Below are 23,619 nucleotides of genomic sequence, written 5' to 3'. Positions count from 1 at the left end.
TTTGTCAGAGAAACTTTGAATAGTGACTGTCGTCAGGTTCAGCAGAACGCCGTATGCTGCGCTCCCGCCAGCGGGTAAATACCACAGACGGATGCAGTGTCAGCGGGCCGGAGCCACTACCGCCTGCCGGAGCTGGTGAAGGTTTAAAGAGCGGCGCATCAAACAGACGCGTATACCGCTGTTCAAACCATGCCAGAGGGCAGGAAGAAAGCTGGTTGTCGCTGTCATGACGTATCAGCACTTCACAGCTGAATTCAGGATTAACCAGCGCCACGGAGGGCAAGGCTTCAATTAATCGGATGATTGTGACGGTCCAGCCACGCTCATGCTGCCAGCGTTCGCCGGGTTGCGGATAATTACGCATGCTCACCTCCGCAGGGAATGCGACCGGCAAAGCTCAGCACATAGTCCGGGGCCAGTCTGCGCCGCGCTGAGCGCTCGTTATCTGCGGTGATCCTTAACATCACAGGACGGGCATTGCGCTGGCTGCGGTTGATCGCCGCAAATAACCAGGTACACTTCTGTTTAGCCATCTTCGTTACCTCATACAGCGGATTGGTCAGATGCCCGATTTGTGTTCCAGCACAGGTTGGGCATTGTTTTTTGTAGCTTTGATGTTTACAATGGTAATTACCATGTAGGTTAATATAAGGTCTGGTCATCACCATGTCAACACCAAAAGAAAAACGTTCTCCGCCTTTCCAGATGCGTCTTACAGATGAGTTCCGCCGACAGCTTGAAGACGAAATGCGCAAAGATGGAGATTCAGCTCTTGCATCTTGGATCAAGCGAATTCTGCGTAAAGAACTACTGAATCGTGGCATCGATCCTAAGAATTGATTTATGTATAGGGGGGATGCAGTTCTCCCCAATTTAGTTAAGGTTGCCATCACACTACGCCCCCTGAACCCGCTGATTGAGCTTTTACCCACTGTCTAATTTCTTGTGCATCGTAAACAGTTACCCGTTTTGAAATACGTGTGGATTTTGGAAATTCAGGATTGTTTTTTTCCCAGCGCCAGAGAGTAACTGTGCTTACTTGCAAAAAGTCAGCAGTAGCCCGTGGGCGGGCATGCCCGGTGATAGGGTAAGTTTTTAATGTCATGAAATTACCTGCCGTGTTATGTAATGAACACGGCAGATGATGGCAAGGTTAGGGCTAAATTATCAGTGCCACTATTTTGTTTTTATGATGGTATAAAATATTACCACTTAAAATCTTCCTGCTTTAGATGAGCTAAGACATTCTTTTATCTTATCTTTTCCAAGTTCAACCTTTGTTTTGGGATTGTTTCTTTCTGCCACGATTTTATCTGCCCACGCGTCAATAGTCAGTTTTCCTCGTTTTCCATTGCAAGATGCTGGGTCATTTAGTAACCAATAAATAGCTGCTTTGTACACTGCCTCCCTTTTTGTTGCTGATGCTTCAACATTACCATGCACTCTTCGGATGCTTTCGATGCTGGATACACCACCATTCACATAGCTGGGTAGCTCTTTGCCAACACCGTTATCTAATTTTTCTATTTGGTATCTTGTTAAATAGATATCATCCAGTGTTATATTTCCAATAATATTTTTATTAGATGGAGATACTAATCCCTCTATTGATGATAAGCCTTCGAAAGGGGACATTGCTAATATTACCCACTCATCACTGCCAAATGCAGCATTAGTGAATGGCATATTAGCTTCTTTAAAAGAAATATCATGTGCTAATAGCCTTGCTTTACCATATACCTTTAGTTCTTTGTATAATGAAGATGTTGGGCTGATGACACATATAGACCACAATCCAGAAAGTAAGATTAATGGGCTTTTTATATTTGGTTTGTTTTCTAAATGGTATATTTGTTTTGGAGGTGAAAATGGCTTATCTTCTGTATAATCAATATCGAATTTTGCTTTTGGTATGAAATGGCTTAATGCAGATTTATTACTATAGTTTAATACTCTGGGTGGGTACATATTTTCCCAATCTTTAAAATCTCCACCTTTACGCATCATCATTAGCGCAGCTTCGAAACCATTTAATTCTAAGCAAAATTCGATAATTCCAATTTGAGCAAAATGGATAAGGTCATCAATTTGGCAATTAAGTAGTTCAGCAGCTCGTTTTAGGGAGCAAAATTCCATTACAGGAATACTATTCCTTTCCCAAACATTTAATCGTGTATTATCGCTCATCACGTCACCTGTATGCACATATGGTAAAATGGGGCGAATAGCAGACTTTACTACTATTAGCCATTTTCTTATTTTCAAACAACGCGTAGTTTTTTCATTTTATAGGGGGCAATATATCTATCAGTGTTAGCTTCAATATAATTAGACCACCATTGCATCATCCGACGACGTTCATGCATATGCTGAGCTAAGTGTACATAAGCGGCTCGCACTTCATTTCGTTCTTGATGGCTCATTTGCCGTTCTACTGCATCCCTCGACCATAAACCTGATTCTGTCAGGGCTGAGCACGCCATTGCCCTAAATCCATGAAGGCAAATGTCCACCTGCGTGTCGTACCCCATAATTCTTAATGACTTATTAACTGTGTTCTCACTCATTGGTTTGTAAGGGTTACTATCTCCGGGGAAAATAAGTTCATACTCACCACTTATTTTTTTAATAGCTTCGAGAACATCAATAGCTTCATTAGATAATGGAACATAATGAATACTGCCCATTTTTGCCCCACGCTCTGAATATTTTACCCCATCAATTCTTTTTCTTTGAGCAGGAATAGTCCACATTGCATTTTCAAAATTAATTTCCTCCCATCTTGCGTGTCTCAGTTCACTGGAGCGAACAAAAGTATGAAGAGAAAATAATACTGCCAGCTTAGTTAACGGCCTCCCTGTATAGCTATCAATTTTTGATATTAATTCGGGTAATCGTTCTAACGGAAGTGCAGGGCGATGCTTTATTTTGGGGCTGGAAATTGCTCCTCTTAGATCATGGGTAGGATTGTATTCAACAACTCCACGCTGAATAGCGTACCGGAAAACGCTTGCAAGAGTAGTTTTCACTCTTCCTGTTGTTGCTCCAATTCCCTGATCACTCATCCTCACCAATAATGGCAACAGGTTACTTGTTTTTAATGAGTCGATGGGTTTATTTCCGATATATGGGAAAATATGATTTTCCATTTCTCTTAAAATTTTAGTGCGGGTAATCTCTTTCCATGAGGGATGGCCTATAGAGCCTTTATGCCACTCTAAAGCGATTGTCTGGAATGTAGCAGAGGCGGGTTCTGTTGGCGCTGCTTTTTTAGATACTCTGGGATCAACACCGTCGGCTAAAAGTTGCCTTGCTTCATCTCTACGCTTACGGGCAAGTGCCAGCGAAACGTCAGGGAAAACGCCCAAAGCCAGCGTAGCTTGTTTGCCGTTAAATCTGTAGTTCATTCGCCATGCCTTGGTCCCGTTCTTTTTAACTAAAAGATACAGGCTTCCCCCATCCGTCAGTTTGTAGTCTGTTTCTTTGGGTTTAGCGTTTTCAACTTTCTTAGGTGATAGCTCATTTAGTGCCATGGAGAGTAATCTTTGTTGTCAGTTGATGGTATCGGTTTATCGAACCGTGAGTACCATCAACGATACCATCAGAATCATGTAATGTCATGAAATCAACTGAAACCATGTTCAAGGCGACAAGCCCTGATTTTGCTGGTTTTAAGGGGGGAGGTGAAGTGTGTTGAAACGTGATGAAATGAAAAGGTATTGTCCCCTGCAGGAATCGAACCTGCAACTAGCCCTTAGGAGGGGCTCGTTATATCCATTTAACTAAGGGGACGAGGCGGCACGAGTATAGCCTTATTTACACTATGCGTTAAGCGCATCGCCGCCTGACTGCTCAAAGAGTCACCATTCAGGACGATTTTTTTGTCGATTTATCATCATTTTCCCGCGCTTTAAGCTCCGCTTTGCGTTTGTTCGACATATCGTTACGGATTTGGGCATGGCTTAACAGCGCGAAGATAAATGTTCCGCCGCAGATGTTTCCTGCTAGTGTCGGCAGGGCGAAGGGCCAGAAAAAGTCGCTCCAGTGAAGCGTACCGTTAAAGACCAGATACAGTATTTCTACGGTACCGACCACAATATGCGTGGTGTCAGCCAGCGCAATCAGCCAGGTCATCAATATAATCACCACAATTTTGGCGCTCCCTGCTGAAGGAAACATCCAGACCATCGTGGCGATGATCCAGCCGGAGATGATGGCATTCGAGAACATCTCGATCGGGGTGTTTTTCATCACATCCATGCCGATTTTTACAAATGCATCCCGGGTGGGTTCATCAAAGATCGGCATGTACTCAAACGCCCAGGCCGCGATGCCCGTGCCGATGATATTACCCAGCAGGACGACGCTCCACAGACGCATCAATAAACCGAAATTGCCGAGGGTAGGGTTTTGCATCACCGGCAGAACGGCGGTCACCGTGTTTTCGGTAAACAGCTGCTGGCGGGCCATGATGACAATCACAAAGCCGAAGGTATAGCCGAGATTCTCGAGTAAAAAACCGCCCGGCACACCTTCCAGCTGAACATGAAATATCCCTTTGGCGAGCAGAGAGGCGCCCATTGAGAGCCCTGCGGCGATAGCTGACCAGAAGAGGGCCATGGCATCGCGCTCCATCTCTTTTTCACCGTCCTGGCGGATATGCTCATGGATGGCCATCGCGCGGGAAGGGAGGCGATCTTCATCAATTTCTATTTTCTCGCCACGCGCTTTCTCCTCGCTTTCAATTTCAAGTTCCTCATTGCTCTCGCCAATTTTTTCTTCGCCCACTTCTTTCATATCTGCTCCCGGAGGTTGATCTTTCTGTTAAGCGTAGCGGCTTTTATCGGGATGCCTGTGGGGATGCTCTTAAATTGGCGGCAATGACAACAAAGGTGATACATCTCTTTCAAAGACATTATAAAATTGCCAGCGAAACGAATTCCAAAAGCCAGGCTATGCTGAGATCAGAGTCACGGTGATTACTGCCCGTAATTGTGCTCATAGACATCGGTAAACGTGCTGTTACAATCGCTTGCACGTTTACAGACGGAGCATCAACGGCTCCGTTACGGATGGCAATCAACGATAGCCATACTGAACAGGGAGATATTTATGAAACTTCGGCTGTCGGCGCTTGCGCTTGGCGCGACGATGCTTGTGGGCTGCGCCAGCTCCGGGGAGCAAACGGGACGCTCCGATCCTCTCGAAGGATTTAACCGCTCCATGTATAACTTCAACTACAACGTGCTGGACCCGTATGTGGTTCGCCCGGTGGCAGTAGCATGGCGCGATTATGTTCCACAGCCCGCGCGTAACGGGTTAAGTAACTTTACCAGCAACCTCGAAGAGCCTGCGGTAATGGTGAACTACTTCCTGCAGGGCGACCCGTATCAGGGGATGGTGCACTTTACCCGCTTCTTCCTGAACTCCATTCTGGGGATGGGCGGCTTTATTGACGTGGCAGGCATGGCGAACCCGAAACTGCAGCGTGAGCAGCCGCACCGTTTCGGCAGCACAATGGGACATTATGGCGTCGGGTACGGTCCGTACATGCAATTACCGTTCTACGGTAGTTTCACCCTTCGTGATGACGGCGGCGATATGGTTGATACGCTGTATCCGGTTCTGTCGTGGCTGACCTGGCCGCTGTCGGTGGGTAAATGGACGGTGGAAGGGATAGAAACCCGTGCGCAACTGCTCGACTCTGATGGCTTACTGCGCCAGTCTTCTGACCCGTATATTATGGTGCGAGAAGCGTACTTCCAGAATCATGACTTTATTGCTAACGGCGGTAAGCTGAAACCGGAAGAGAATCCAAACGCGAAGGCGATCGAGAACGAACTAAAAGATATCGATTCGGAGTAAATAAAAAAGGTGAGCAATGCTCACCTTTTTCAATTCCTGCGCGATTAGAACGCGTAGTTGAAGTTCATACCATACAGCCAGGCTTTACCTTCGGAAGAGAACTCATACGGGCCTTCTTTGAAGGAAACTTTTTGACCGTGCATATAAGAGATACCGGCGTCAATTGAGGCATCCTTGTTGAAGGCATAAGTAGCACCTGCGCTCAGCCAGAAACGGTCCTGATCCGGAATAGAGATGGAGCGCTTGTCGGCAGGAACCGGGCTGTCATCGAAGGCAATACCGGTACGGAACGTCCAGTTATCATCCATATAGTAGGTTGTCCCCAGCGCGATGCGGTAAGCGTCGCGGAAGCTTTCATCTTTATAGAAGAGCGTGTCGCCTTTGCTGTTGGTTGCTTTCAGCTCCTGGAACTGACTCCAGCTGGTATAGGTTAGGCTATAATGAATTGCCCACTGCGGTGCCACTTTATTATAACCTGACAGTTCCCACATTTCCGGCAGGTGCAGGCTCAGAGAACCGCCAGTGGTACTACCGTTGGTACCCATCGGCAGGCCGAAGTTGCCGAGGATCTGGTTATAGGCAGAAGGCAGGCTGCTCTTATAATCGCCATCGAAATCGATTTTAACTTCGGAACGGTAGGTAAAGCCGTAACGGTTGTTTTTATCAAGTTCATACAGGATACCGGCGTTCCAGCCAAAGCCCCACTCATCGCCCTTCAGATAAGCGATCTGAGTGTCTGCTGGGATACCCGCAACTTGACGCGCCAGGGCAGGCGGCAGTGCACCTGAGCCAGCAACGACTTTGCCCAAATCGCCCGCGTAACGTTCGATTTTCGCTTTGGCATACACAGCATCAAAGCCAACGCCGAAGCTCCAGTGGCTATCCAGACGGTAAGCACCGCTGAGGTTTAGGTTCAGGGTTTCCAGATCGGTTTTACCGCCAAATGCCCCTGCGGCATAGTTATCACCAAACTCGGTCGCTAAACCGTAGTTAGAGGTCACGGAGGCACCCCAACCAAACTGTTCGTTAATAGGCGCCACGAAATGCATGTTTGGCACCCACGCCGTTGGCGCGATGTTATCTGAATTCAGACTGGCACCGGTAGGTGAACGGCCCGTAATATCAACGCCCGGATCAACGAAAATCGCACCGGCAGAGAAGGTCGGACGATCAAACATCATGATCAATGCGGGGTTACGACTTGCGTTACCCGCATCATCAGCGATAGCGCCTTCCCCTGAATACGCGCGGCCAAGGCCAGAGGAAGAAAATTCGTTTAACTGAAAGCCCGCTGACCATGCGGAAGTGGAGACGAGTGCCACTGCGACTGCCAGCGCAGTCTTGTTGAACAGGGTTTTCTGGCTCATGACCATAACCTCATTGAGTTATTTTTATTCAATAATTGTTACATACCGTAACAGGAGCGCGAAGTGTAGGGTCTGAGGTATGACAGACAAATCAGACCAGTGGCCAGAGTATAGGTCCGACCAGCCTGAATGTTGCAAGTTTGTTTATTAATATTTTCAAACATGTTTCGTGAAACGAGATCTGGTTGGCAAAATTGTGACCATCGCGACTCACCCAAAAGGGTGGTTTTTGTTTTAGATCATTTTTTAGTGTGATATTGGTCACTTATCCGATTTTGCGCCATTAACGGCTGGAGAGAGCCCGCGCCGGGGCGTAAAATATCAGCATCGTGTTTATCTCGCGCGCTGCGCGAATACAGAGGAAATTGAGCTATGAGTAAATGCAGTGCTGATGAAACCCCGGTTTGCTGCTGTATGGATGTTGGCACCATCATGGACAACTCCGATTGCACCGCGTCTTACAGCCGTGTGTTCACCAACCGCGCCGAAGCGGAAGAGACCCTGGCCGCGCTGAGCAAGCGTGCGCGTGATGTTGAATCCGATCCGTGTGAAATCAAGTCGACCTTTACCGAAGTGGAAGGCGGCGTGAAGCTGGACATCGACTTTGTTTTTGCCTGCGAAGCTGAAACGCTGATTTTCCAGCTGGGTCTGCGTTAATTTCAGCGGCCTGATGCCCTCACTCCGACCCTCTCCCACGGGAGAGGGCGTAAGCATTAAAAACGGTAACCTACGGGTTACCGTTTTGCTTTTACCTTGCGTACCCGGCAACATACCGCACAAATGCCCCTGCCATACAGGGGCATTTTCTTTTTCTTCTCTGTGTTTTAGCTCGCACTTTTTCGTTTCCCCGATTGGCTGAATGTAAAAAAATGGTTAAGACTATTATCAGGTCAGACCACTTAGTGTTTGCGAATATTTTTTTTACAGGGGAGTGTTATGAGTCAGGCATTACCGCTTATTACCCGTCAGGGCGATCGCATTGCCATAGTCAGTGGATTGCGCACGCCATTTGCGCGTCAGGCAACGGCGTTTCATGGCATACCGGCCGTCGACCTGGGGAAAATGGTAGTGGGGGAGATGCTGGCTCGCAGCGAAATTCCGCCGGAGGTCATCGAACAGCTGGTCTTCGGCCAGGTCGTGCAGATGCCTGAAGCCCCCAACATTGCGCGGGAAATCGTCCTCGGTACCGGGATGAATGTTCATACCGACGCCTACAGCGTCAGCCGCGCCTGCGCAACCAGTTTCCAGGCCGTGGCTAACGTCGCCGAAAGCCTGATGGCGGGCACCATTCGCGCCGGGATAGCGGGGGGAGCGGACTCCTCTTCGGTACTGCCAATTGGGGTCAGTAAAAAGCTGGCGCGCATCCTGGTGGATGCCAACAAAGCCCGTACGACGGGTCAGAAACTCAAACTCTTCTCGCGTTTACGTCTGCGCGACCTGATGCCTGTACCTCCTGCCGTCGCGGAATACTCCACCGGCCTGCGCATGGGCGACACCGCCGAGCAGATGGCGAAAACCTACGGCATTACCCGTGAACAGCAGGATGCGCTGGCGCATCGTTCACATCAGCTTGCGGCAAAAGCCTGGTCGGAAGGCAAGCTGACCGATGAGGTCATGACCGCCTATATTCCTCCCTATCGCGAACCGCTTGCGGAAGATAACAATATTCGTGGCACGTCAACGCTTGCGGATTACGCCAAACTGCGCCCGGCGTTTGACCGCAAGCACGGCACCGTGACGGCGGCGAACAGTACGCCGCTGACGGACGGGGCTGCCGCCGTGATCCTGATGACCGAATCCCGTGCGAAAGAGCTGGGCATTACTCCCCTGGGCTATTTACGCAGCTACGCCTTCACCGCCATTGACGTCTGGCAGGACATGCTGTTAGGTCCGGCATGGTCCACGCCGCTGGCGCTGGATCGCGCGGGGCTGACGCTGGCTGATTTAACCCTGATTGATATGCACGAAGCGTTTGCCGCGCAAACCCTGGCAAACGTCCAGCTGCTGGCAAGCGAGCGTTTCGCACGTGATGTGCTGGGCCGCGCGCATGCCACGGGTGAAGTGGATCAGAGTAAATTCAACGTGCTGGGTGGCTCTATCGCCTACGGTCATCCGTTTGCCGCTACAGGGGCGAGGATGATCACGCAAACATTACATGAACTCCGTCGCCGTGGCGGTGGGTTTGGCCTTGTTACCGCCTGTGCGGCGGGCGGCCTTGGCGCAGCAATGGTTCTGGAGGCTGAATAATGGATATGCCATCTGCATTTAATCTGACGGTTCGCCTCGATAACGTGGCCGTTATCACTATTGATGTGCCTGATGAAAAGATGAATACCCTGAAGGCCGAATTTGGCGTTCAGGTGCGCGCGATGCTAAAGCAGATCCGCGAGAACAAAGCCATTCGCGGCCTGGTGTTTATCTCTGCCAAACCCGACAACTTTATCGCCGGGGCGGATATCAACATGATTGCCCGGGCGCAAAGCGCGCTGGAAGCCGAAGAGCTGGCGCGTCAGGGCCAGCAGGTGATGTCGGAGATCAACAGTCTCCCAATCCCGGTCATCGCAGCGATCCACGGTGCGTGTCTGGGCGGTGGGCTGGAGCTGGCGCTGGCCTGCCACAGCCGCATCTGTACTGACGATGCGAAAACCATTCTGGGCCTGCCGGAAGTGCAGCTGGGCCTGTTGCCAGGTTCTGGCGGAACGCAGCGTCTGCCGCGGCTGGTGGGCGTCAGCACGGCGCTGGAGATGATCTTAACCGGTAAACAGCTGCGTGCCCGTCAGGCGCTGAAAGCCGGTCTGGTCGATGACGTCGTGCCGCAGTCTATTTTGCTGGAGGCCGCCGTTGAGCTTGCGCTGAAAGGGCGTCAGGCAAAACGTCCTCTGCCGGTTCGCGAGCGCGTGCTGGCCGGTCCGCTGGGGAGAACGCTCCTGTTCAATATGGTGGGCAAAAAGACCGAACAAAAAACCAAAGGCAATTACCCGGCGGCAAAGCGGATCCTGGACGTGATCGAAACCGGGCTGTCGCAGGGCAGCAGCAGCGGCTATGCCGCGGAGGCCAAAGCCTTTGGTGAACTGGCGATGACGCCGCAGTCACAGGCATTGCGCAGCATCTTCTTCGCCAGCACTGACGTCAAAAAAGATCCCGGCAGCAAGGCGGAGCCTGCGCCTCTGCGTGCCATTGGCGTACTGGGTGGGGGGCTCATGGGCGGCGGTATCGCTTTTGTTACCGCCAGCAAAGGCAAATTGCCGGTACGCATCAAAGACATTAACCCTAAGGGAATCAACCACGCGCTGCAGTACAGCTGGCAGAACCTTGATCAAAAGGTCAAACGCCGCCATATCAAGGCAAGCGAGCGTGATAAAACCCTGGCGACGATCTCCGGTACGACGGATTACAGCGGTTTTGCGCACCGCGATCTGGTGATTGAAGCCGTGTTTGAAGATCTGGCGCTTAAGCAGCAGATGGTGGCAGACGTTGAGCAGCATTGCGCCCCGCATACCATTTTTGCCTCCAACACGTCGTCATTACCGATTGGCGATATCGCGGCGAAAGCCGCGCGTCCGGAGCAGGTGATCGGACTGCACTTCTTTAGCCCGGTAGAAAAAATGCCGCTGGTGGAAGTTATTCCACACGAGACTACCAGTCCGCAAACCATCGCCACGGTAGTCAAACTTGCGAAGAAGCAGGGTAAAACGCCGATCGTGGTCGCAGATAAAGCCGGCTTCTACGTCAACCGTATTCTGGCGCCCTATATTAATGAAGCCATGCGGCTGCTGACGGAAGGCGAGAAGATCGAGCATATCGACGAGGCGCTGGTAAAGTTTGGTTTCCCCGTTGGCCCAATCCAACTTTTGGATGAGGTGGGAATAGACACCGGCACTAAAATTATACCTGTGCTGGAGGCAGCTTATGGCGATCGTTTTAGCCCGCCTGCAAACATTGTTTCTGCAATTTTGAAGGACGATCGCAAAGGCAGAAAAAATGAACGCGGTTTCTATCTTTACGGCGCGAAAGGGCGTAAAAGCAAGAAACAGGTCGACCCTTCGGTTTATGGGCTTATTTCGACCACCGGTCAGGGAAAACTGTCTGCCGTTCAGTGCGCTGAACGTTGCGTGATGATGATGCTCAATGAAGCAGCGCGCTGCTTTGGTGAGCAGGTGATCAAGAGCGCACGCGATGGCGACATCGGCGCGGTATTTGGTATTGGTTTTCCGCCGTTCCTTGGCGGCCCGTTCCGCTACATGGATACACTCGGCGCGGGTGAAGTGGTTGCCATTTTGCAACGTCTGGCCTCGCAATATGGCCCACGGTTTACACCGTGTGACGAATTATTGCAGATGGCGGAACGGGGCCAGACATTTTGGCCTGCACGGGAAACTGATTTCGTAAACTGAAGTCAAAGAAGGGTAAATCCTGAGGTGAATGAACCTGTTCTGGCGATTTTGTAAACAGAGATTGACTATACTTACGCCATTGAGGTAAAAAACAGCGTTTCATTCATCGAATGGATCAGGCACAATGCCCGGCCATCGGGTTTTCTACCTCTTAGCATTTATCGCGGGTAGTTAACGCCGGTGATTCTGGTTAACAAAAGCGGTGCAATATGCAAGTTTTCATCATGCGTCACGGCGACGCGGCACTCGATGCCGCCAGTGACTCAGTACGTCCTTTAACCGTCTGTGGCTGCGACGAATCCCGTCTGATGGCAACCTGGCTTAAAGGTCAAAAAGTGGACATTGAACGCGTTCTTGTGAGTCCGTTCCTGCGTGCAGAACAGACGCTGGATGTGGTAGGGGAGTGTATGAACCTGCCGTCCAGTGTGGATGTTCTCCCCGAACTGACACCATGCGGTGATGTCGGCCTTGTCAGCGCTTATCTTCAGGCGCTGTGCAATGAAGGTGTCGCTTCCGCACTGGTCATTTCCCACCTGCCGCTGGTCGGCTATCTGGTATCTGAGCTGTGCCCGGGCGAAACGCCGCCTATGTTCACCACTTCCGCGATTGCCAACGTCACCCTCGACGAAACCGGCAAAGGGGTCTTCAACTGGCAAATGAGCCCGTGCAACCTGAAGATGGCAAAAGCGATCTGACGTGACGTGTGACAGGGCGGGGTGCTATATCTTTCCCGCCCTTCTGTCAGGGCAACTCTGGCGGCTGCCACTCCTCAACTTCAATCAATACCAGCAAGGCGGCATCTCCGCCGTACTCTTTCGGTGCCTGATGAAACGCCATTACGTGTGGGTGCTGAGCCAGCCACAGCGGCGTCTGTTGCTTGAGGATATGTTTCCCGTGGCCATGCATCACGCAGGCGCAAAAAACATGTTCGCGGCGACAGGCAGCAATCAACGCCCCCAGCTCCTGTTTCGCCTGCATTTGCGTTAAGCCGTGCAGATCCAGAAACAGCTCCGGCGAATAATCTCCCCGGCGTAACTTTTTCAGTTCGAAATGGCTGACGTCCTCGCGCACGTATTTCACCGCGCCCTGGGTATTAAGCAGCGGCTGAAACTCGTCTGAAAAGTAGTGGCTGTTATCGGCCTGCTCCTGCAGCAGCCGTTTGACCGGAACTTCGCTGATTTTTTTACGCTGCGGGCGATGAACTATCGTGTCCTGCGCGATTTTCCGCGTCCCGGTCATCAGCTGGCGGAAGAGCGCCTGATCCTCCTCGCTGAGCGATGTTTTCTTTTTCATTCGTCATTCTCATCTCGTATTTCCGATAGTGTACCCGACTAAACGCATTTTTTAACCTCAAGCGGTACGCGTCATTGCTGATTTATCGCCGTCTTCATGGCAAACTAGCCGCCGAAAATTATGCGAGCATGCCCTGGAGGAAAGAGTGGATAAAATATTTGTCGATGAAGCAGTAAACGAGCTGCATACCATACAGGACATGTTGCGCTGGTCGGTTAGCCGCTTCAGCGCCGCCAATATCTGGTACGGACACGGTACCGACAACCCGTGGGATGAAGCCGTGCAGCTGGTGCTGCCGTCCCTCTACCTGCCGCTGGATATTCCGGAAGACATGCGCACCGCGCGCCTGACCTCGAGCGAAAAACACCGCATCGTTGAGCGCGTAATCCGTCGCGTGAACGAGCGTATTCCGGTCGCCTACCTGACCAACAAAGCCTGGTTCTGCGGCCACGAGTTCTATGTCGATGAACGCGTGCTGGTGCCGCGCTCGCCGATTGGTGAGCTGATTAACAACCACTTTGAAGGCCTGATCGGCCATCAGCCGCAGCACATTCTGGATATGTGTACCGGGAGCGGCTGTATCGCCATTGCCTGCGCTTACGCCTTCCCGGAAGCGGAAGTGGACGCGGTTGATATCTCCACCGACGCGCTGGCCGTGACCGAGCACAATATTGAAGAGCACGGTCTGATCCATCACGTTACGCCAATTCGCTCTGACCTGTTCCGCGATCTGCCGACGCTGCAGTACGATCTGATCGTCACTAACCCGCCGTACGTCGATGCGGAAGACATGTCCGATCTGCCAAACGAATACCGTCACGAGCCGGAGCTGGGTCTGGCGTCAGGCTCTGACGGCCTGAAGCTGACCCGCCGCATTCTGGCCTGCGCGCCGGATTATCTGACCGACGACGGCGTTCTGATTTGTGAAGTGGGCAACAGCATGGTACATCTGATAGAGCAGTACCCGGATGTGCCGTTCACCTGGCTTGAGTTTGACAACGGCGGTGACGGCGTCTTTATGCTGACCAAAGCGCAGCTGCTCGACGCGCGCGAACACTTCAGCATCTATAAAGATTAATCCAGCGGGCTTCGGCCCGCTTCACAACGCTCAAACACAAACAACAACATCGGAGCCGTGATGGCAGGAAACAGTATTGGACAGGTATTCCGCGTGACCACCTTTGGCGAGTCGCACGGGCTGGCGCTGGGCTGTATCGTTGATGGCGTACCGCCAGGCATCGAACTGACCGAAGCCGATTTGCAGCACGACCTCGACCGTCGTCGTCCGGGCACCTCTCGCTACACCACGCAGCGTCGCGAGCCGGACCAGGTCAAAATTCTCTCCGGCGTCTTTGAAGGCCGTACCACTGGCACCAGCATTGGTCTGCTGATTGAAAACACCGATCAGCGCTCCCAGGACTACGGCGCCATCAAGGACGTGTTCCGTCCAGGCCATGCCGACTACACCTACGAACAAAAGTACGGCTTTCGCGACTATCGCGGCGGCGGACGTTCCTCCGCGCGTGAAACCGCGATGCGCGTGGCGGCTGGCGCCATTGCTAAGAAATACCTGCAGCAGAAATTTGGCATCGTGATCCGCGGCTGTCTGACCCAGATGGGCGACATTCCGCTGGCGATCAAAGACTGGGATCAGGTCGAGCAAAACCCGTTCTTCTGTGCGGATGCCGACAAGCTGGACGCGCTGGACGAACTGATGCGCGGTCTGAAAAAAGAGGGCGACTCCATCGGGGCGAAAGTCACCGTCGTGGCCGACGGCGTCCCGCCAGGCTGGGGCGAGCCGGTATTTGACCGTCTCGATGCCGACATCGCGCACGCGCTGATGAGCATCAACGCGGTGAAGGGCGTTGAGATTGGCGACGGTTTTGACGTGGTATCCCTGCGCGGCAGCCAGAATCGCGACGAAATCACGAAAGCGGGCTTCCAGAGCAACCACGCGGGCGGCATTCTGGGCGGGATCAGCAGCGGGCAGCAGATTATTGCCAATATCGCGCTGAAACCAACCTCCAGCATTACCGTGCCGGGCCACACGATTAACCGCGATGGCGAAGAAGTTGAGATGATCACTAAAGGACGTCACGATCCGTGCGTGGGGATCCGCGCGGTGCCGATCGCAGAAGCGATGCTGGCGATCGTGCTGATGGATCACTTCCTGCGCCAGCGCGCGCAGAATGCGGATGTGACGACCACCATTCCACGCTGGTAAACATGAAAAAAACCGCAATTGCTCTGCTGGCGCTGCTTGCCAGTGGAGCCAGTCTGGCCGCCACGCCGTGGCAAAAAATCACCCATCCGGTGGCGGGGAGCGCGCAGTCCATCGGCGCCTTTTCCAACGGCTGTATCGTCGGCGCGCAGGAACTTCCGCTGCAATCGGATACCTATCAGGTGATGCGTACCGACCAGCGTCGTTACTTCGGCCACCCGGATCTGGTGCTGTTCATCCAGCGGCTGGGAAACCAGGTGCATAATCTGGGGCTGGGCACGATGCTGATCGGCGATATGGGGATGCCTGCGGGCGGGCGTTTTAACGGTGGACACGCCAGTCACCAGACCGGACTGGATGTCGATATCTTCCTGCAGCTGCCTAAAGCGCGCTGGAGTTCAGCCCAGTTGCTGAAACCGCAGGCGCTGGATCTGGTGTCGAGCGACGGTAAGCGTGTTGTGCCCTCACTGTGGACGCCGGATATCTTCAGCCTGATTAAGCTGGCGGCAAAAGATAACGACGTCACGCGGATCTTCGTCAACCCGGCTATCAAGCAACAGCTCTGCCTCGATGAGGGAACCGATCGCGACTGGTTGCGCAAAGTGCGCCCGTGGTTCCAGCATCGTGCGCACATGCACGTTCGTCTGCGCTGCCCGGCGAACAGCCTGGAATGCGAAGATCAGCCGCTACCGCCGCCAGGCGATGGTTGTGGTGCGGAACTGCAAAGCTGGTTTGAACCGGCAAAACCTGGAACCTCTAAGCCTGAGAAGAAGACACCGCCTCCGTTGCCGCCTTCCTGCCAGGCGCTACTGGATGAGCATGTACTTTAATGGATAATTTCGTCGATCTGTTTATGGTGTCACCGCTGCTGCTGGTGGTGTTGTTCTTTGTGGCTATGCTGGCCGGTTTTATTGATGCCCTTGCGGGCGGCGGCGGGCTATTAACCGTACCCGCGCTGCTGGCGGCGGGCATGAGCCCGGCGCAGGCGCTTGCCACTAACAAGCTACAGGCCTGCGGCGGCTCGCTTTCGGCGTCGCTCTATTTTATCCGCCGCAAGGTGGTGAACCTGGCCGACCAGAAGCTCAATATCCTGATGACCTTTATCGGTTCCACGTCGGGCGCGCTGCTGGTTCAGCACGTGCAGTCGGATATTTTGCGCCAGATCCTGCCGATTCTGGTTATCTGTATCGGTCTTTACTTCCTGCTGATGCCAAAACTCGGCGAGGAAGACCGTCAGCGTCGTCTGCACGGCCTGCCGTTTGCGCTGATTGCCGGGGGCTGCGTCGGTTTCTACGACGGTTTCTTCGGCCCGGGGGCAGGCTCGTTTTACGCGCTGGCGTTTGTGACGCTGGCCGGGTTTAACCTCGCCAAGTCGACCGCCCATGCCAAAGTGCTCAACGCGACCTCGAACGTCGGCGGCCTGCTGCTGTTTATCATTGGCGGCAAGGTTATCTGGGCAACCGGGTTTGTGATGATGGTAGGGCAGTTCCTGGGCGCGCGCGCGGGCTCGCGTCTGGTATTAAGCAAAGGGCAAAAGCTGATCCGTCCGATGATCGTTATCGTCTCGGCCGTGATGAGCGCCAAACTTCTTTATGACAGCCATGGACAGGAGATCCTCACCTGGTTGGGGATGCACTAATGAACAGTACGCATAAATACGAACAGCTGATTGAGATCTTTGACGGCTGTTTTGCTGACGATTTTAATACCCGTCTGATTAAAGGCGACGACGAACCGATCTATCTTCCTGCTGATGACGAGGTTCCGTATAACCGCATCGTCTTTGCGCACGGCTTTTACGCCAGCGGTTTGCACGAAATTTCGCACTGGTGCATCGCCGGAAAAGCGCGTCGCGAGCTGGTGGACTTCGGTTACTGGTATTGCCCGGACGGGCGAGACGCCGCGACGCAGGGGCAGTTTGAGGATGTGGAAGTGAAGCCGCAGGCGCTGGAATGGCTGTTCTGCGTGGCGGCGGGTTTCCCGTTCAACGTCAGCTGCGACAACCTCGAAGGCGACTTCGAGCCAGACCGCATTGTCTTCCAGCGCCGCGTGCATGCGCAGGTGATGGAATACCTTGAGAAAGGCATCCCGGCACGTCCGGCGCGCCTGATCGAGGCCTTACAGAATTATTACCACACGCCGGCGATTGCGGCGGAAAGCTTCCCTTGGCCGGAAGATCTTTAACAGAGGAAAGAAGATGATCGCAGAATTTGAATCACGCATTCTGGCGTTAATTGATGACATGGTGGAACACGCCAGCGATGATGAGCTGTTCGCCAGCGGTTATCTGCGTGGTCACCTGACGCTCGCGGTAGCCGAGCTGGAAGCAGGTGACGATCACTCTGCCGACGCTGTTCATGAGGAAGTGACCCGCAGTCTGGAGAAAGCCATTCAGGCCGGGGAGCTCTCTCCGCGAGACCAGTCACTGGTGCTGGGCATGTGGGACAACCTGTTCCAGCAGGCTAAACGCTAAGTCATCGTTTTTCGCCCGGTGGCGCTGCGCTTACCGGGCCTACTAATTTTCCCTCTCCCTGTGGCAGAGGGTTAGGGTGAGGGCACCAGGCCGCACCTTACTTAACCATTTTCCCCTTCAGCAGTTTCCTTACCCACAAGCGATTCGGATTCAGTCCCGCAAGCGTAACCCTGTCCAGCGGAATTGGCTCGTCGCTCATTTGCGCGGCTAATACTTCAGCCAGCAGCGGCGCAGAGCACAGCCCACGGGAACCCAGCCCGCCCAGCATAAACAGCTCCGGATACACCGGTGCGGCCACCGCCGTTTCCTTGTTTTCAGCCAGATCCTGATAGGCCTCAAGCGTCGCGTCATAGTCCGGCGCGTTGCCCGCCATCGGCAGATGATCGCGGGTGGCACAGCGCACGCCGCAGCGCGCGTCACCCTCGCTGACGTCAACCTCTTTCGCCCACGCCGCATCCGGGAAACAGTCAATCAGGCGCTGGCGGTTTTGCGCCTGATCCGCTTCGCTATAGCGCATATCCGTTTCGCCACGATGATAGCTGGCCCCGATGCAGTGATGGCCGTTAGACGGATTTTGCGGCGTCAGATAGCCGTCATAGCACAGCACCTGGCGCAGTTTGCCGAGCGCAGGCGCGGTGGGGATGTGGCTCACCTGGCCGCCGACCGGATAAACCGGCAACGCTGCTGTCTGGATAAACTGGCTGATGTGATGCCCGTTGGCCAGCACAACGCTGGCATGGCTCGCCTCCTTGCCATCAGCAAAACGCAGATCCCAGCGTTCTGTCCGGGTGAGCGATTCCACCTTGTGGGCATACCGCACCGTCAGCCCTTGCGACTGCGCCAGGGCAATGACCGCCGCGGTCAGTTCGGCCGGGCACAGCCAGCCGCCGAGCGGGTACTGAATGCCCCCACACCCGGTTTCTACGCCAGCGGTGTCCGCCATCTCTTGCGCACTGACCGCGCGGGCAATTTCTTCCGGCAGGCCCAGCGACAGCATCTGCGCGATCTTCTGCTGGCTCTTCTCATCCCAGCCGAGCTGCGTAACGCCACACCAGTCGTGGTCGAATGCCACTGGCAGCGCGTCGTACAGGCGGCGGGCGAAGGTAAAGGCTGCCGGGAAAAACTGGAACAGGGCCGGATCGTGTGCGCTTAAAAGCGGATAGAGCGCCCCCTGACGGTTGCCGGATGCGCCGCTGGCGGGCGCGTCGTCAGCGCAGTAGAGCGTCACCTGCCAGCCCCGGTGCAGCAGCGCGAGCGAGAGCAGGGCGCTGGCGATCCCGCCGCCAACGATCGCTACGTCGCGCGATGCGCTGGCGCGGCGCGCAAACCAGGGCGTCTGAGCGGGGATGTCCAGCGTCTGCTCCATCCTGCCGACCAGCATGTCGCGCTTGCGGCCAAAGCCTTTGGTCTTCTGCATGGTAAAGCCCGCCTCCTGCAGCCCACGGCGGACAAAGCCCGCCGAGGTGAAGGTGGCAAGGGTAGCCCCAGGGCGCGCCAGCCGCGCCATCGCGTTAAACAGATGCTGGCTCCACATGTCCGGGTTTTTGGCAGGGGCAAAACCGTCCAGAAACCACGCGTCGACCTTCTGATTCATCGAATCATCGAGCCTGTCGGTCAGGTCGTTGATGTCGCCGAGCCATAAGTCCAGCGTGACGCGTCCACCGTCCAGAATCAGACGGTGACAGCCGCCGATGTGGGGCGGCCACTGCGCCTGAAGCTGTTCTGCCCAGGGCGCAAGCTCCGGCCAGCGCTGGTGGGCAAGCCGCAGATCGTGCGCGGTGAGCGGGAATTTTTCGAAACTGATGAAATGTAATCTTTGTAGCGTAGCCTCAGGGTGAGCAGCGTGGAACTGATTAAACGCCTGCCAGAGGGTTAAAAAATTCAGACCGGTTCCGAATCCACTTTCCGCGACCACAAACAGGCTCCGCGGGTGCGCCGGGAAGCGGGTGCTGAGCTGGTTTCCGTCGAGGAAAACATAGCGAGTTTCTTCGAGTCCGTTATCATTAGAAAAATAGACGTCATCAAAATCTCGGGAAACAGGTGTACCCTCAGCGTTGAATTCGAGGTTGGCGGGTTGTATAGCGTTTTGTTTCACGTAAGTTACTCGTCTGACAGGCAGTGGCACGATCTTAACGATGTGAGTCCATCGGTGCAAATTTCCGCAGAAAATGTCTGATCGGACTTGTTCGGCGTACAAGTGTACGCTATTGTGCGACTCGAAACTTACTATAGTGCGACTTACAGAGGTATTGAATGAAACGTGCAGTGATTACTGGCCTGGGCATTGTTTCCAGCATCGGTAATAACCAGCAGGAAGTCCTGGCATCTCTGCGTGAAGGACGCTCCGGGATCACTTTCTCTGAAGAGTTTAAAGATTCAGGTATGCGTAGCCACGTATGGGGTAACGTCAAACTGGACACCACCGGTTTGATCGACCGCAAAGTGGTTCGTTTCATGAACGATGCCTCTATTTATGCTTATCTCTCCATGCAGGAAGCGATCAAAGATTCCGGCCTGAGCGAAGAGGTTTATCAGAACAACCCGCGCGTGGGTCTGATCGCCGGTTCTGGCGGCTCATCTAAAGCGCAGGTATTCGGTGCTGACGCCATGCGTAGCCCGCGTGGTCTGAAAGCGGTAGGTCCGTACGTGGTCACGAAAGCCATGGGTTCTGCGGTTTCCGCGTGCCTGGCGACCCCGTTCAAAATCCACGGTGTGAACTACTCCATCAGCTCCGCGTGTGCGACCTCCGCACACTGTATCGGTAACGCTGTTGAGCAGATCCAGCTGGGTAAGCAGGACATCGTATTTGCTGGCGGCGGCGAAGAGCTGGGCTGGGAAATGGCCTGTGAATTCGACGCGATGGGCGCACTGTCCACCAAGTACAATGAGACCCCGGACAAAGCTTCCCGTACCTACGATGCGCACCGTGACGGTTTCGTTATCGCAGGCGGCGGCGGTATGGTTGTGGTTGAAGAGCTGGAGCACGCTCTGGCACGTGGCGCGCACATCTATGCTGAGATCGTGGGCTACGGCGCAACGTCCGACGGCGCCGACATGGTTGCGCCATCCGGCGAAGGTGCGGTGCGCTGCATGAAGATGGCGATGCACGGCGTTGACACCCCAATCGACTACCTGAACTCTCACGGTACTTCTACGCCGGTAGGCGACGTGAAAGAGCTGGGTGCGATCCGTGAAGTCTTCGGCGACAACAGCCCGGCAATCTCCGCGACCAAAGCCATGACCGGTCACTCTCTGGGTGCGGCGGGCGTACAGGAAGCGATCTACTCTCTGCTGATGCTGGAAAACGGCTTTATCGCGCCAAGCATCAACATCGAAGAGATGGACGAGCAGGCTGCTGGCCTGAACATCGTGACCAAACCAACGGACGCGACGCTGACCACCGTCATGTCCAATAGCTTCGGTTTCGGCGGCACCAACGCCACGCTGGTCATGCGTAAGCTGAAAGCATAAATTTTATGTTTGATTCGAAAGGGGAGCCATAAGGCTCCCTTTTTTATGCATTGACAAGCGGCTGATCTCACAGGCAAACTTCACCACTCAACATTATCCTCACGATAATGCGTAAGCGTTTAACGTCAACCAACGCACCTTAATCCTGATAATCAGGTAGAGGGGGCGTGGCATTTCCCCGCCTTACTCTTCATTTCGGAGTAAAGCATGACTGCAGTAACTCAAACAGAAACAACCCCTTCAGCGAACGTCTCGCTGTTCCATATCGCTTTTGCGGTATTCCTGACCTATATGACCGTTGGCCTGCCGCTGCCGGTGATCCCGCTCTTCGTTCATCAGGAGCTGGGCTATGGCAACACCATGGTCGGCATTGCCGTGGGCATTCAGTTTTTAGCCACGGTATTAACCCGCGGCTACGCCGGACGTCTGGCGGACCAGCACGGTGCCAAACGCTCGGCGCTGCAGGGGATGTTTGCCTGCGGGCTGGCGGGCGGCGCATGGCTGCTGGCGGCTCTATTGCCGGTCGATGCCGCGTATAAATTTGCGCTGCTGGTGCTGGGCCGTTTAATTCTCGGCTTTGGTGAAAGCCAGCTGCTGACCGGCACCCTGACCTGGGGAATGGGGCTGGTGGGGCCAGCACGTTCCGGCAAGGTGATGTCCTGGAACGGCATGGCCATCTACGGCGCGCTGGCCGCCGGGGCACCGCTTGGTCTGCTGATCAACAGCCAGTTCGGTTTTGCGGCGCTGGCTGCCACCACCATGGCGCTGCCGCTGGTGGCATGGGCGTTTAACGGCTCGGTGCGTAAGGTGCCCGCGCACAAAGGCGAGCGTCCTTCCCTGTGGAGCGTGGTCGGCCAAATCTGGCAGCCGGGCCTGGGCCTGGCGCTGCAGGGCGTGGGTTTTGCGGTGATTGGGACGTTCGTCTCACTCTATTTTATGAGCCGCGGCTGGGCAATGGCCGGTTTTACGCTTACCGCGTTTGGCGGCGCGTTTGTGCTGATGCGCGTGCTTTTTGGCTGGATGCCGGATCGCTTCGGCGGCGTGAAGGTGGCGGTGGCGTCGCTGGTCATTGAAACCATCGGTCTTCTGCTGTTGTGGAATGCACCCGTGGCATCCGTTGCGCTGCTTGGTGCGGCGCTGACCGGCTGCGGCTGTTCTCTGATTTTCCCGGCACTCGGTGTAGAAGTGGTGAAGCGCGTGGCTCCGCAGGTGCGCGGGACGGCGCTCGGCGGCTATGCGGCGTTTCAGGATATCTCATACGGGGTAACCGGGCCGCTGGCCGGGCTGTTAGCCACCTCGTTTGGCTATCCGTCCGTCTTCCTGGCCGGTGCGGTTTCCGCGGTGGTGGGGATCGTGGTGACGCTGGTGGCGTTTCGCAGAACGTGAGTCGTTGTTGCCGGGTGGCGGCTGCGCCTTACCCGGCCTACGGTTCAAGCCGTTGTAGGCCCGGTAAGCGCAGCGCCACCGGGCAAAATATCAGGCAACCAGCCAGAAAATCGCCAGCGCAATCAGTAATGCAATAAACATCAATCCCGGACGCGCAGAAAGTGTTCTGAAGGTCTCCACGACCGGCGCAAACAGCGGGCTGTAGATCGGCTGAATATTTCTCACCTCCGGTACACCGCCTTCGCGCTCGGCGCGGCGAACGAAGATCTGGTTGAGCAGATCCAGCACCTGCGCGGTAGTCAGTACCGTTTGCGGCGTGGCCTGCCAGTTCTGCTGGGCATAATCCCGAATCACCTCGAACTCGTGCGGCTCAAGCGGCTGTTTCAGCGCAGCCTGCACAGTATGCAGGGTAGGGGCGCTCTGGGTGCTGAGCGTCTGGCGTGCCTGGAGCCAGGTCACCAGATGGGTAAACTGTTTGGCCGGGATCAGCTCGCCTGCCTTCACGCCCGACAGTTCCAGCATGGATTGCCAGATAAGCTTCGTCGGCTCGCCGGTGGCCGCGGCCAGCTTTGTCACCATCTGCCTGAGCGTATTGTGCTCGGCGGGCAGTAGCGGACGCTCGGTCGCCGGGCGCACCTGCGGCTGCGGAATCGACAGCTCATTGTTCTGCAGCAGCGTCAGCACGGTTTTGAGCTGGTCGGGCGTAAGCTGGCCCAGCGCGGTCTGACCATACTGCTGGCGAATAAAATCACTCACCGCCTGGCGGTTATTTCCCTGGCCCAGCAGCTCCGTCAGCTGAGAAACAATCTGGCGCGTGGTGTGGTTCTGCTGCGCGGTCGTAATACGCTGGTTCAGATTTTGCTCGGCAGCGGGGAAATGGCGCGACTGCAGCGGTGCGTCGTTCCTCACGCCTAAATCATGCTTCACCCCGGCCCAGACTTCCGCGTTTTGCTGCGAAGTCAGCGCAATCAGGCGCGTGATCAGTCGCTCCAGCACGGTGCGCTGTTGCGTGGATAGCGGTTGTTCACCGGCAACGTTTGGCGTGACGGGGCCTTCACCCGGAGGGCGTGGCGGCGTACCTGAAATGGGCTGCATCGTCAAAAATCCTTAAAGTCAAAACTCAGCGTAAACCTGGCAGACGTATATGCC

General features: G+C 54.5%; 24 protein-coding genes and 1 tRNA gene. 14 read left to right on the top strand and 11 right to left on the bottom strand.

The genetic code is table 11. The features are described 5' to 3' along the window. Window positions 1–4 precede the first annotated feature (4 nt). The gene (locus C6A40_RS08075; protein ID WP_061357374.1) at window positions 5–364 is read right to left on the bottom strand and encodes a hypothetical protein; all 360 of its coding nucleotides are present in this window, start codon (window positions 362–364) and stop codon (window positions 5–7) included. After that, entirely contained in the window at window positions 357–533 is a 177-nt protein-coding gene (locus tag C6A40_RS08070; protein ID WP_001118612.1) for a host cell division inhibitor Icd-like protein, read from the bottom strand. The genes C6A40_RS08075 and C6A40_RS08070 overlap by 8 nt, the downstream gene beginning before the upstream one ends. A 133-nt stretch (window positions 534–666) precedes the next feature. Here C6A40_RS08070 and C6A40_RS25090 point away from each other — a divergent pair, with 133 nt between their 5' ends. Continuing rightward, complete coding sequence (locus C6A40_RS25090; RefSeq protein WP_166783744.1) at window positions 667–840, top strand: hypothetical protein; 174 nt, start codon at window positions 667–669, stop codon at window positions 838–840. A 49-nt stretch (window positions 841–889) separates the two neighbouring features. Here the strand turns inward: C6A40_RS25090 and C6A40_RS08065 are convergent, their stop codons facing one another. The 5 genes from C6A40_RS08065 to C6A40_RS08050 all read right to left on the bottom strand — a co-directional run bounded on the left by C6A40_RS08065 (window position 890) and on the right by C6A40_RS08050 (window position 4,797). Further along, window positions 890–1,105, bottom strand: coding sequence for a helix-turn-helix transcriptional regulator (locus tag C6A40_RS08065; protein ID WP_071993459.1), 216 nt, complete (start codon window positions 1,103–1,105; stop codon window positions 890–892). Between the two features lie 107 nt (window positions 1,106–1,212). Then, complete coding sequence (locus C6A40_RS24895; RefSeq protein WP_024235423.1) at window positions 1,213–2,187, bottom strand: hypothetical protein; 975 nt, start codon at window positions 2,185–2,187, stop codon at window positions 1,213–1,215. A 74-nt stretch (window positions 2,188–2,261) separates the two neighbouring features. Beyond that, window positions 2,262–3,533 (bottom strand): tyrosine-type recombinase/integrase, encoded by a 1,272-nt coding sequence (locus C6A40_RS08060; RefSeq protein WP_114191257.1) that lies wholly within the window; start codon window positions 3,531–3,533, stop codon window positions 2,262–2,264. Window positions 3,534–3,720: 187 nt separating this feature from the next. Continuing rightward, window positions 3,721–3,792: transfer RNA gene (locus tag C6A40_RS08055), tRNA-Arg, on the bottom strand. Between the two features lie 75 nt (window positions 3,793–3,867). Beyond that, window positions 3,868–4,797 (bottom strand): formate/nitrite transporter family protein, encoded by a 930-nt coding sequence (locus tag C6A40_RS08050; RefSeq protein WP_045334259.1) that lies wholly within the window; start codon window positions 4,795–4,797, stop codon window positions 3,868–3,870. Between the two features lie 315 nt (window positions 4,798–5,112). Between C6A40_RS08050 and mlaA the strand changes: the two genes are divergently transcribed. Beyond that, window positions 5,113–5,865, top strand: coding sequence for a phospholipid-binding lipoprotein MlaA (gene mlaA / locus C6A40_RS08045; RefSeq protein WP_008502619.1), 753 nt, complete (start codon window positions 5,113–5,115; stop codon window positions 5,863–5,865). Between the two features lie 44 nt (window positions 5,866–5,909). Here the strand turns inward: mlaA and fadL are convergent, their stop codons facing one another. Beyond that, complete coding sequence (gene fadL, locus C6A40_RS08040; RefSeq protein ID WP_021241581.1) at window positions 5,910–7,232, bottom strand: long-chain fatty acid transporter FadL; 1,323 nt, start codon at window positions 7,230–7,232, stop codon at window positions 5,910–5,912. 372 nt (window positions 7,233–7,604) lie between these two features. On the opposite strand from fadL, the gene C6A40_RS08030 reads away from it, so the two are divergent. The 4 genes from C6A40_RS08030 (at window position 7,605) to sixA (ending at window position 12,321) form a co-directional block, all read left to right on the top strand. Next, window positions 7,605–7,889: a YfcZ/YiiS family protein gene (locus tag C6A40_RS08030; RefSeq protein ID WP_023294142.1), complete on the top strand. Its 285-nt coding sequence runs from the start codon at window positions 7,605–7,607 to the stop codon at window positions 7,887–7,889. A gap of 279 nt (window positions 7,890–8,168) precedes the next feature. After that, entirely contained in the window at window positions 8,169–9,479 is a 1,311-nt protein-coding gene (gene fadI, locus C6A40_RS08025; RefSeq protein WP_021241580.1) for an acetyl-CoA C-acyltransferase FadI, read from the top strand. Then, window positions 9,479–11,626, top strand: coding sequence for a fatty acid oxidation complex subunit alpha FadJ (fadJ, locus tag C6A40_RS08020; RefSeq protein ID WP_045334263.1), 2,148 nt, complete (start codon window positions 9,479–9,481; stop codon window positions 11,624–11,626). Before fadI ends, fadJ begins: the two co-directional genes overlap by 1 nt. Window positions 11,627–11,835: 209 nt before the next feature. Further along, window positions 11,836–12,321, top strand: a complete 486-nt coding sequence (gene sixA, locus C6A40_RS08015) for a phosphohistidine phosphatase SixA (RefSeq protein WP_014884683.1) — start codon at window positions 11,836–11,838, stop codon at window positions 12,319–12,321. A gap of 46 nt (window positions 12,322–12,367) precedes the next feature. Here sixA and smrB read toward each other — a convergent pair whose 3' ends face one another. Continuing rightward, the gene (gene smrB, locus C6A40_RS08010; protein ID WP_008502613.1) at window positions 12,368–12,919 is read right to left on the bottom strand and encodes an endonuclease SmrB; all 552 of its coding nucleotides are present in this window, start codon (window positions 12,917–12,919) and stop codon (window positions 12,368–12,370) included. 145 nt (window positions 12,920–13,064) lie between these two features. On the opposite strand from smrB, the gene prmB reads away from it, so the two are divergent. Genes prmB through C6A40_RS07980 form a run of 6 tightly spaced genes read left to right on the top strand, consistent with a single transcriptional unit; the run spans window position 13,065 to window position 17,613 of the window. Next, window positions 13,065–13,997, top strand: coding sequence for a 50S ribosomal protein L3 N(5)-glutamine methyltransferase (prmB, locus tag C6A40_RS08005; RefSeq protein ID WP_008502612.1), 933 nt, complete (start codon window positions 13,065–13,067; stop codon window positions 13,995–13,997). A 60-nt stretch (window positions 13,998–14,057) separates the two neighbouring features. Then, window positions 14,058–15,143: a chorismate synthase gene (aroC, locus tag C6A40_RS08000; protein ID WP_023325780.1), complete on the top strand. Its 1,086-nt coding sequence runs from the start codon at window positions 14,058–14,060 to the stop codon at window positions 15,141–15,143. A 2-nt stretch (window positions 15,144–15,145) separates the two neighbouring features. Further along, window positions 15,146–15,970, top strand: a complete 825-nt coding sequence (gene mepA, locus C6A40_RS07995) for a penicillin-insensitive murein endopeptidase (protein ID WP_008502610.1) — start codon at window positions 15,146–15,148, stop codon at window positions 15,968–15,970. Beyond that, on the top strand, window positions 15,970–16,779 hold the full coding sequence (locus C6A40_RS07990; protein ID WP_045334264.1) for a sulfite exporter TauE/SafE family protein: 810 nt from the start codon (window positions 15,970–15,972) through the stop codon (window positions 16,777–16,779). The genes mepA and C6A40_RS07990 overlap by 1 nt, the downstream gene beginning before the upstream one ends. Continuing rightward, the gene (locus C6A40_RS07985; RefSeq protein ID WP_008502608.1) at window positions 16,779–17,324 is read left to right on the top strand and encodes an elongation factor P hydroxylase; all 546 of its coding nucleotides are present in this window, start codon (window positions 16,779–16,781) and stop codon (window positions 17,322–17,324) included. The genes C6A40_RS07990 and C6A40_RS07985 overlap by 1 nt, the downstream gene beginning before the upstream one ends. A gap of 13 nt (window positions 17,325–17,337) precedes the next feature. Further along, a complete protein-coding gene (locus tag C6A40_RS07980) occupies window positions 17,338–17,613 on the top strand; it encodes a YfcL family protein (protein WP_008502607.1) in 276 nt (91 codons plus the stop codon). Between the two features lie 97 nt (window positions 17,614–17,710). Here C6A40_RS07980 and mnmC read toward each other — a convergent pair whose 3' ends face one another. After that, window positions 17,711–19,708 carry a bifunctional tRNA (5-methylaminomethyl-2-thiouridine)(34)-methyltransferase MnmD/FAD-dependent 5-carboxymethylaminomethyl-2-thiouridine(34) oxidoreductase MnmC gene (mnmC, locus tag C6A40_RS07975; protein ID WP_045334265.1) on the bottom strand — a complete coding sequence of 666 codons (1,998 nt, stop codon included), beginning with the start codon at window positions 19,706–19,708 and terminating at the stop codon, window positions 17,711–17,713. Window positions 19,709–19,866: 158 nt separating this feature from the next. Here mnmC and fabB point away from each other — a divergent pair, with 158 nt between their 5' ends. After that, a complete protein-coding gene (fabB, locus tag C6A40_RS07970) occupies window positions 19,867–21,084 on the top strand; it encodes a beta-ketoacyl-ACP synthase I (RefSeq protein ID WP_008502605.1) in 1,218 nt (405 codons plus the stop codon). A 207-nt stretch (window positions 21,085–21,291) separates the two neighbouring features. After that, window positions 21,292–22,470 carry an MFS transporter gene (locus C6A40_RS07965; RefSeq protein WP_114191256.1) on the top strand — a complete coding sequence of 393 codons (1,179 nt, stop codon included), beginning with the start codon at window positions 21,292–21,294 and terminating at the stop codon, window positions 22,468–22,470. Window positions 22,471–22,560: 90 nt separating this feature from the next. On the opposite strand, the gene flk is transcribed toward C6A40_RS07965, so the two are convergent. Further along, window positions 22,561–23,565 carry a flagella biosynthesis regulator Flk gene (flk, locus tag C6A40_RS07960; RefSeq protein ID WP_045334268.1) on the bottom strand — a complete coding sequence of 335 codons (1,005 nt, stop codon included), beginning with the start codon at window positions 23,563–23,565 and terminating at the stop codon, window positions 22,561–22,563. Window positions 23,566–23,619 lie beyond the last annotated feature (54 nt).

The sequence above is a fragment of the Enterobacter sp. GER_MD16_1505_Eko_090 genome, from assembly GCF_003331015.1.
Lineage (GTDB): Bacteria > Pseudomonadota > Gammaproteobacteria > Enterobacterales > Enterobacteriaceae > Enterobacter > Enterobacter roggenkampii.
This window is presented reverse-complemented; position numbering and strand designations above follow the sequence as displayed.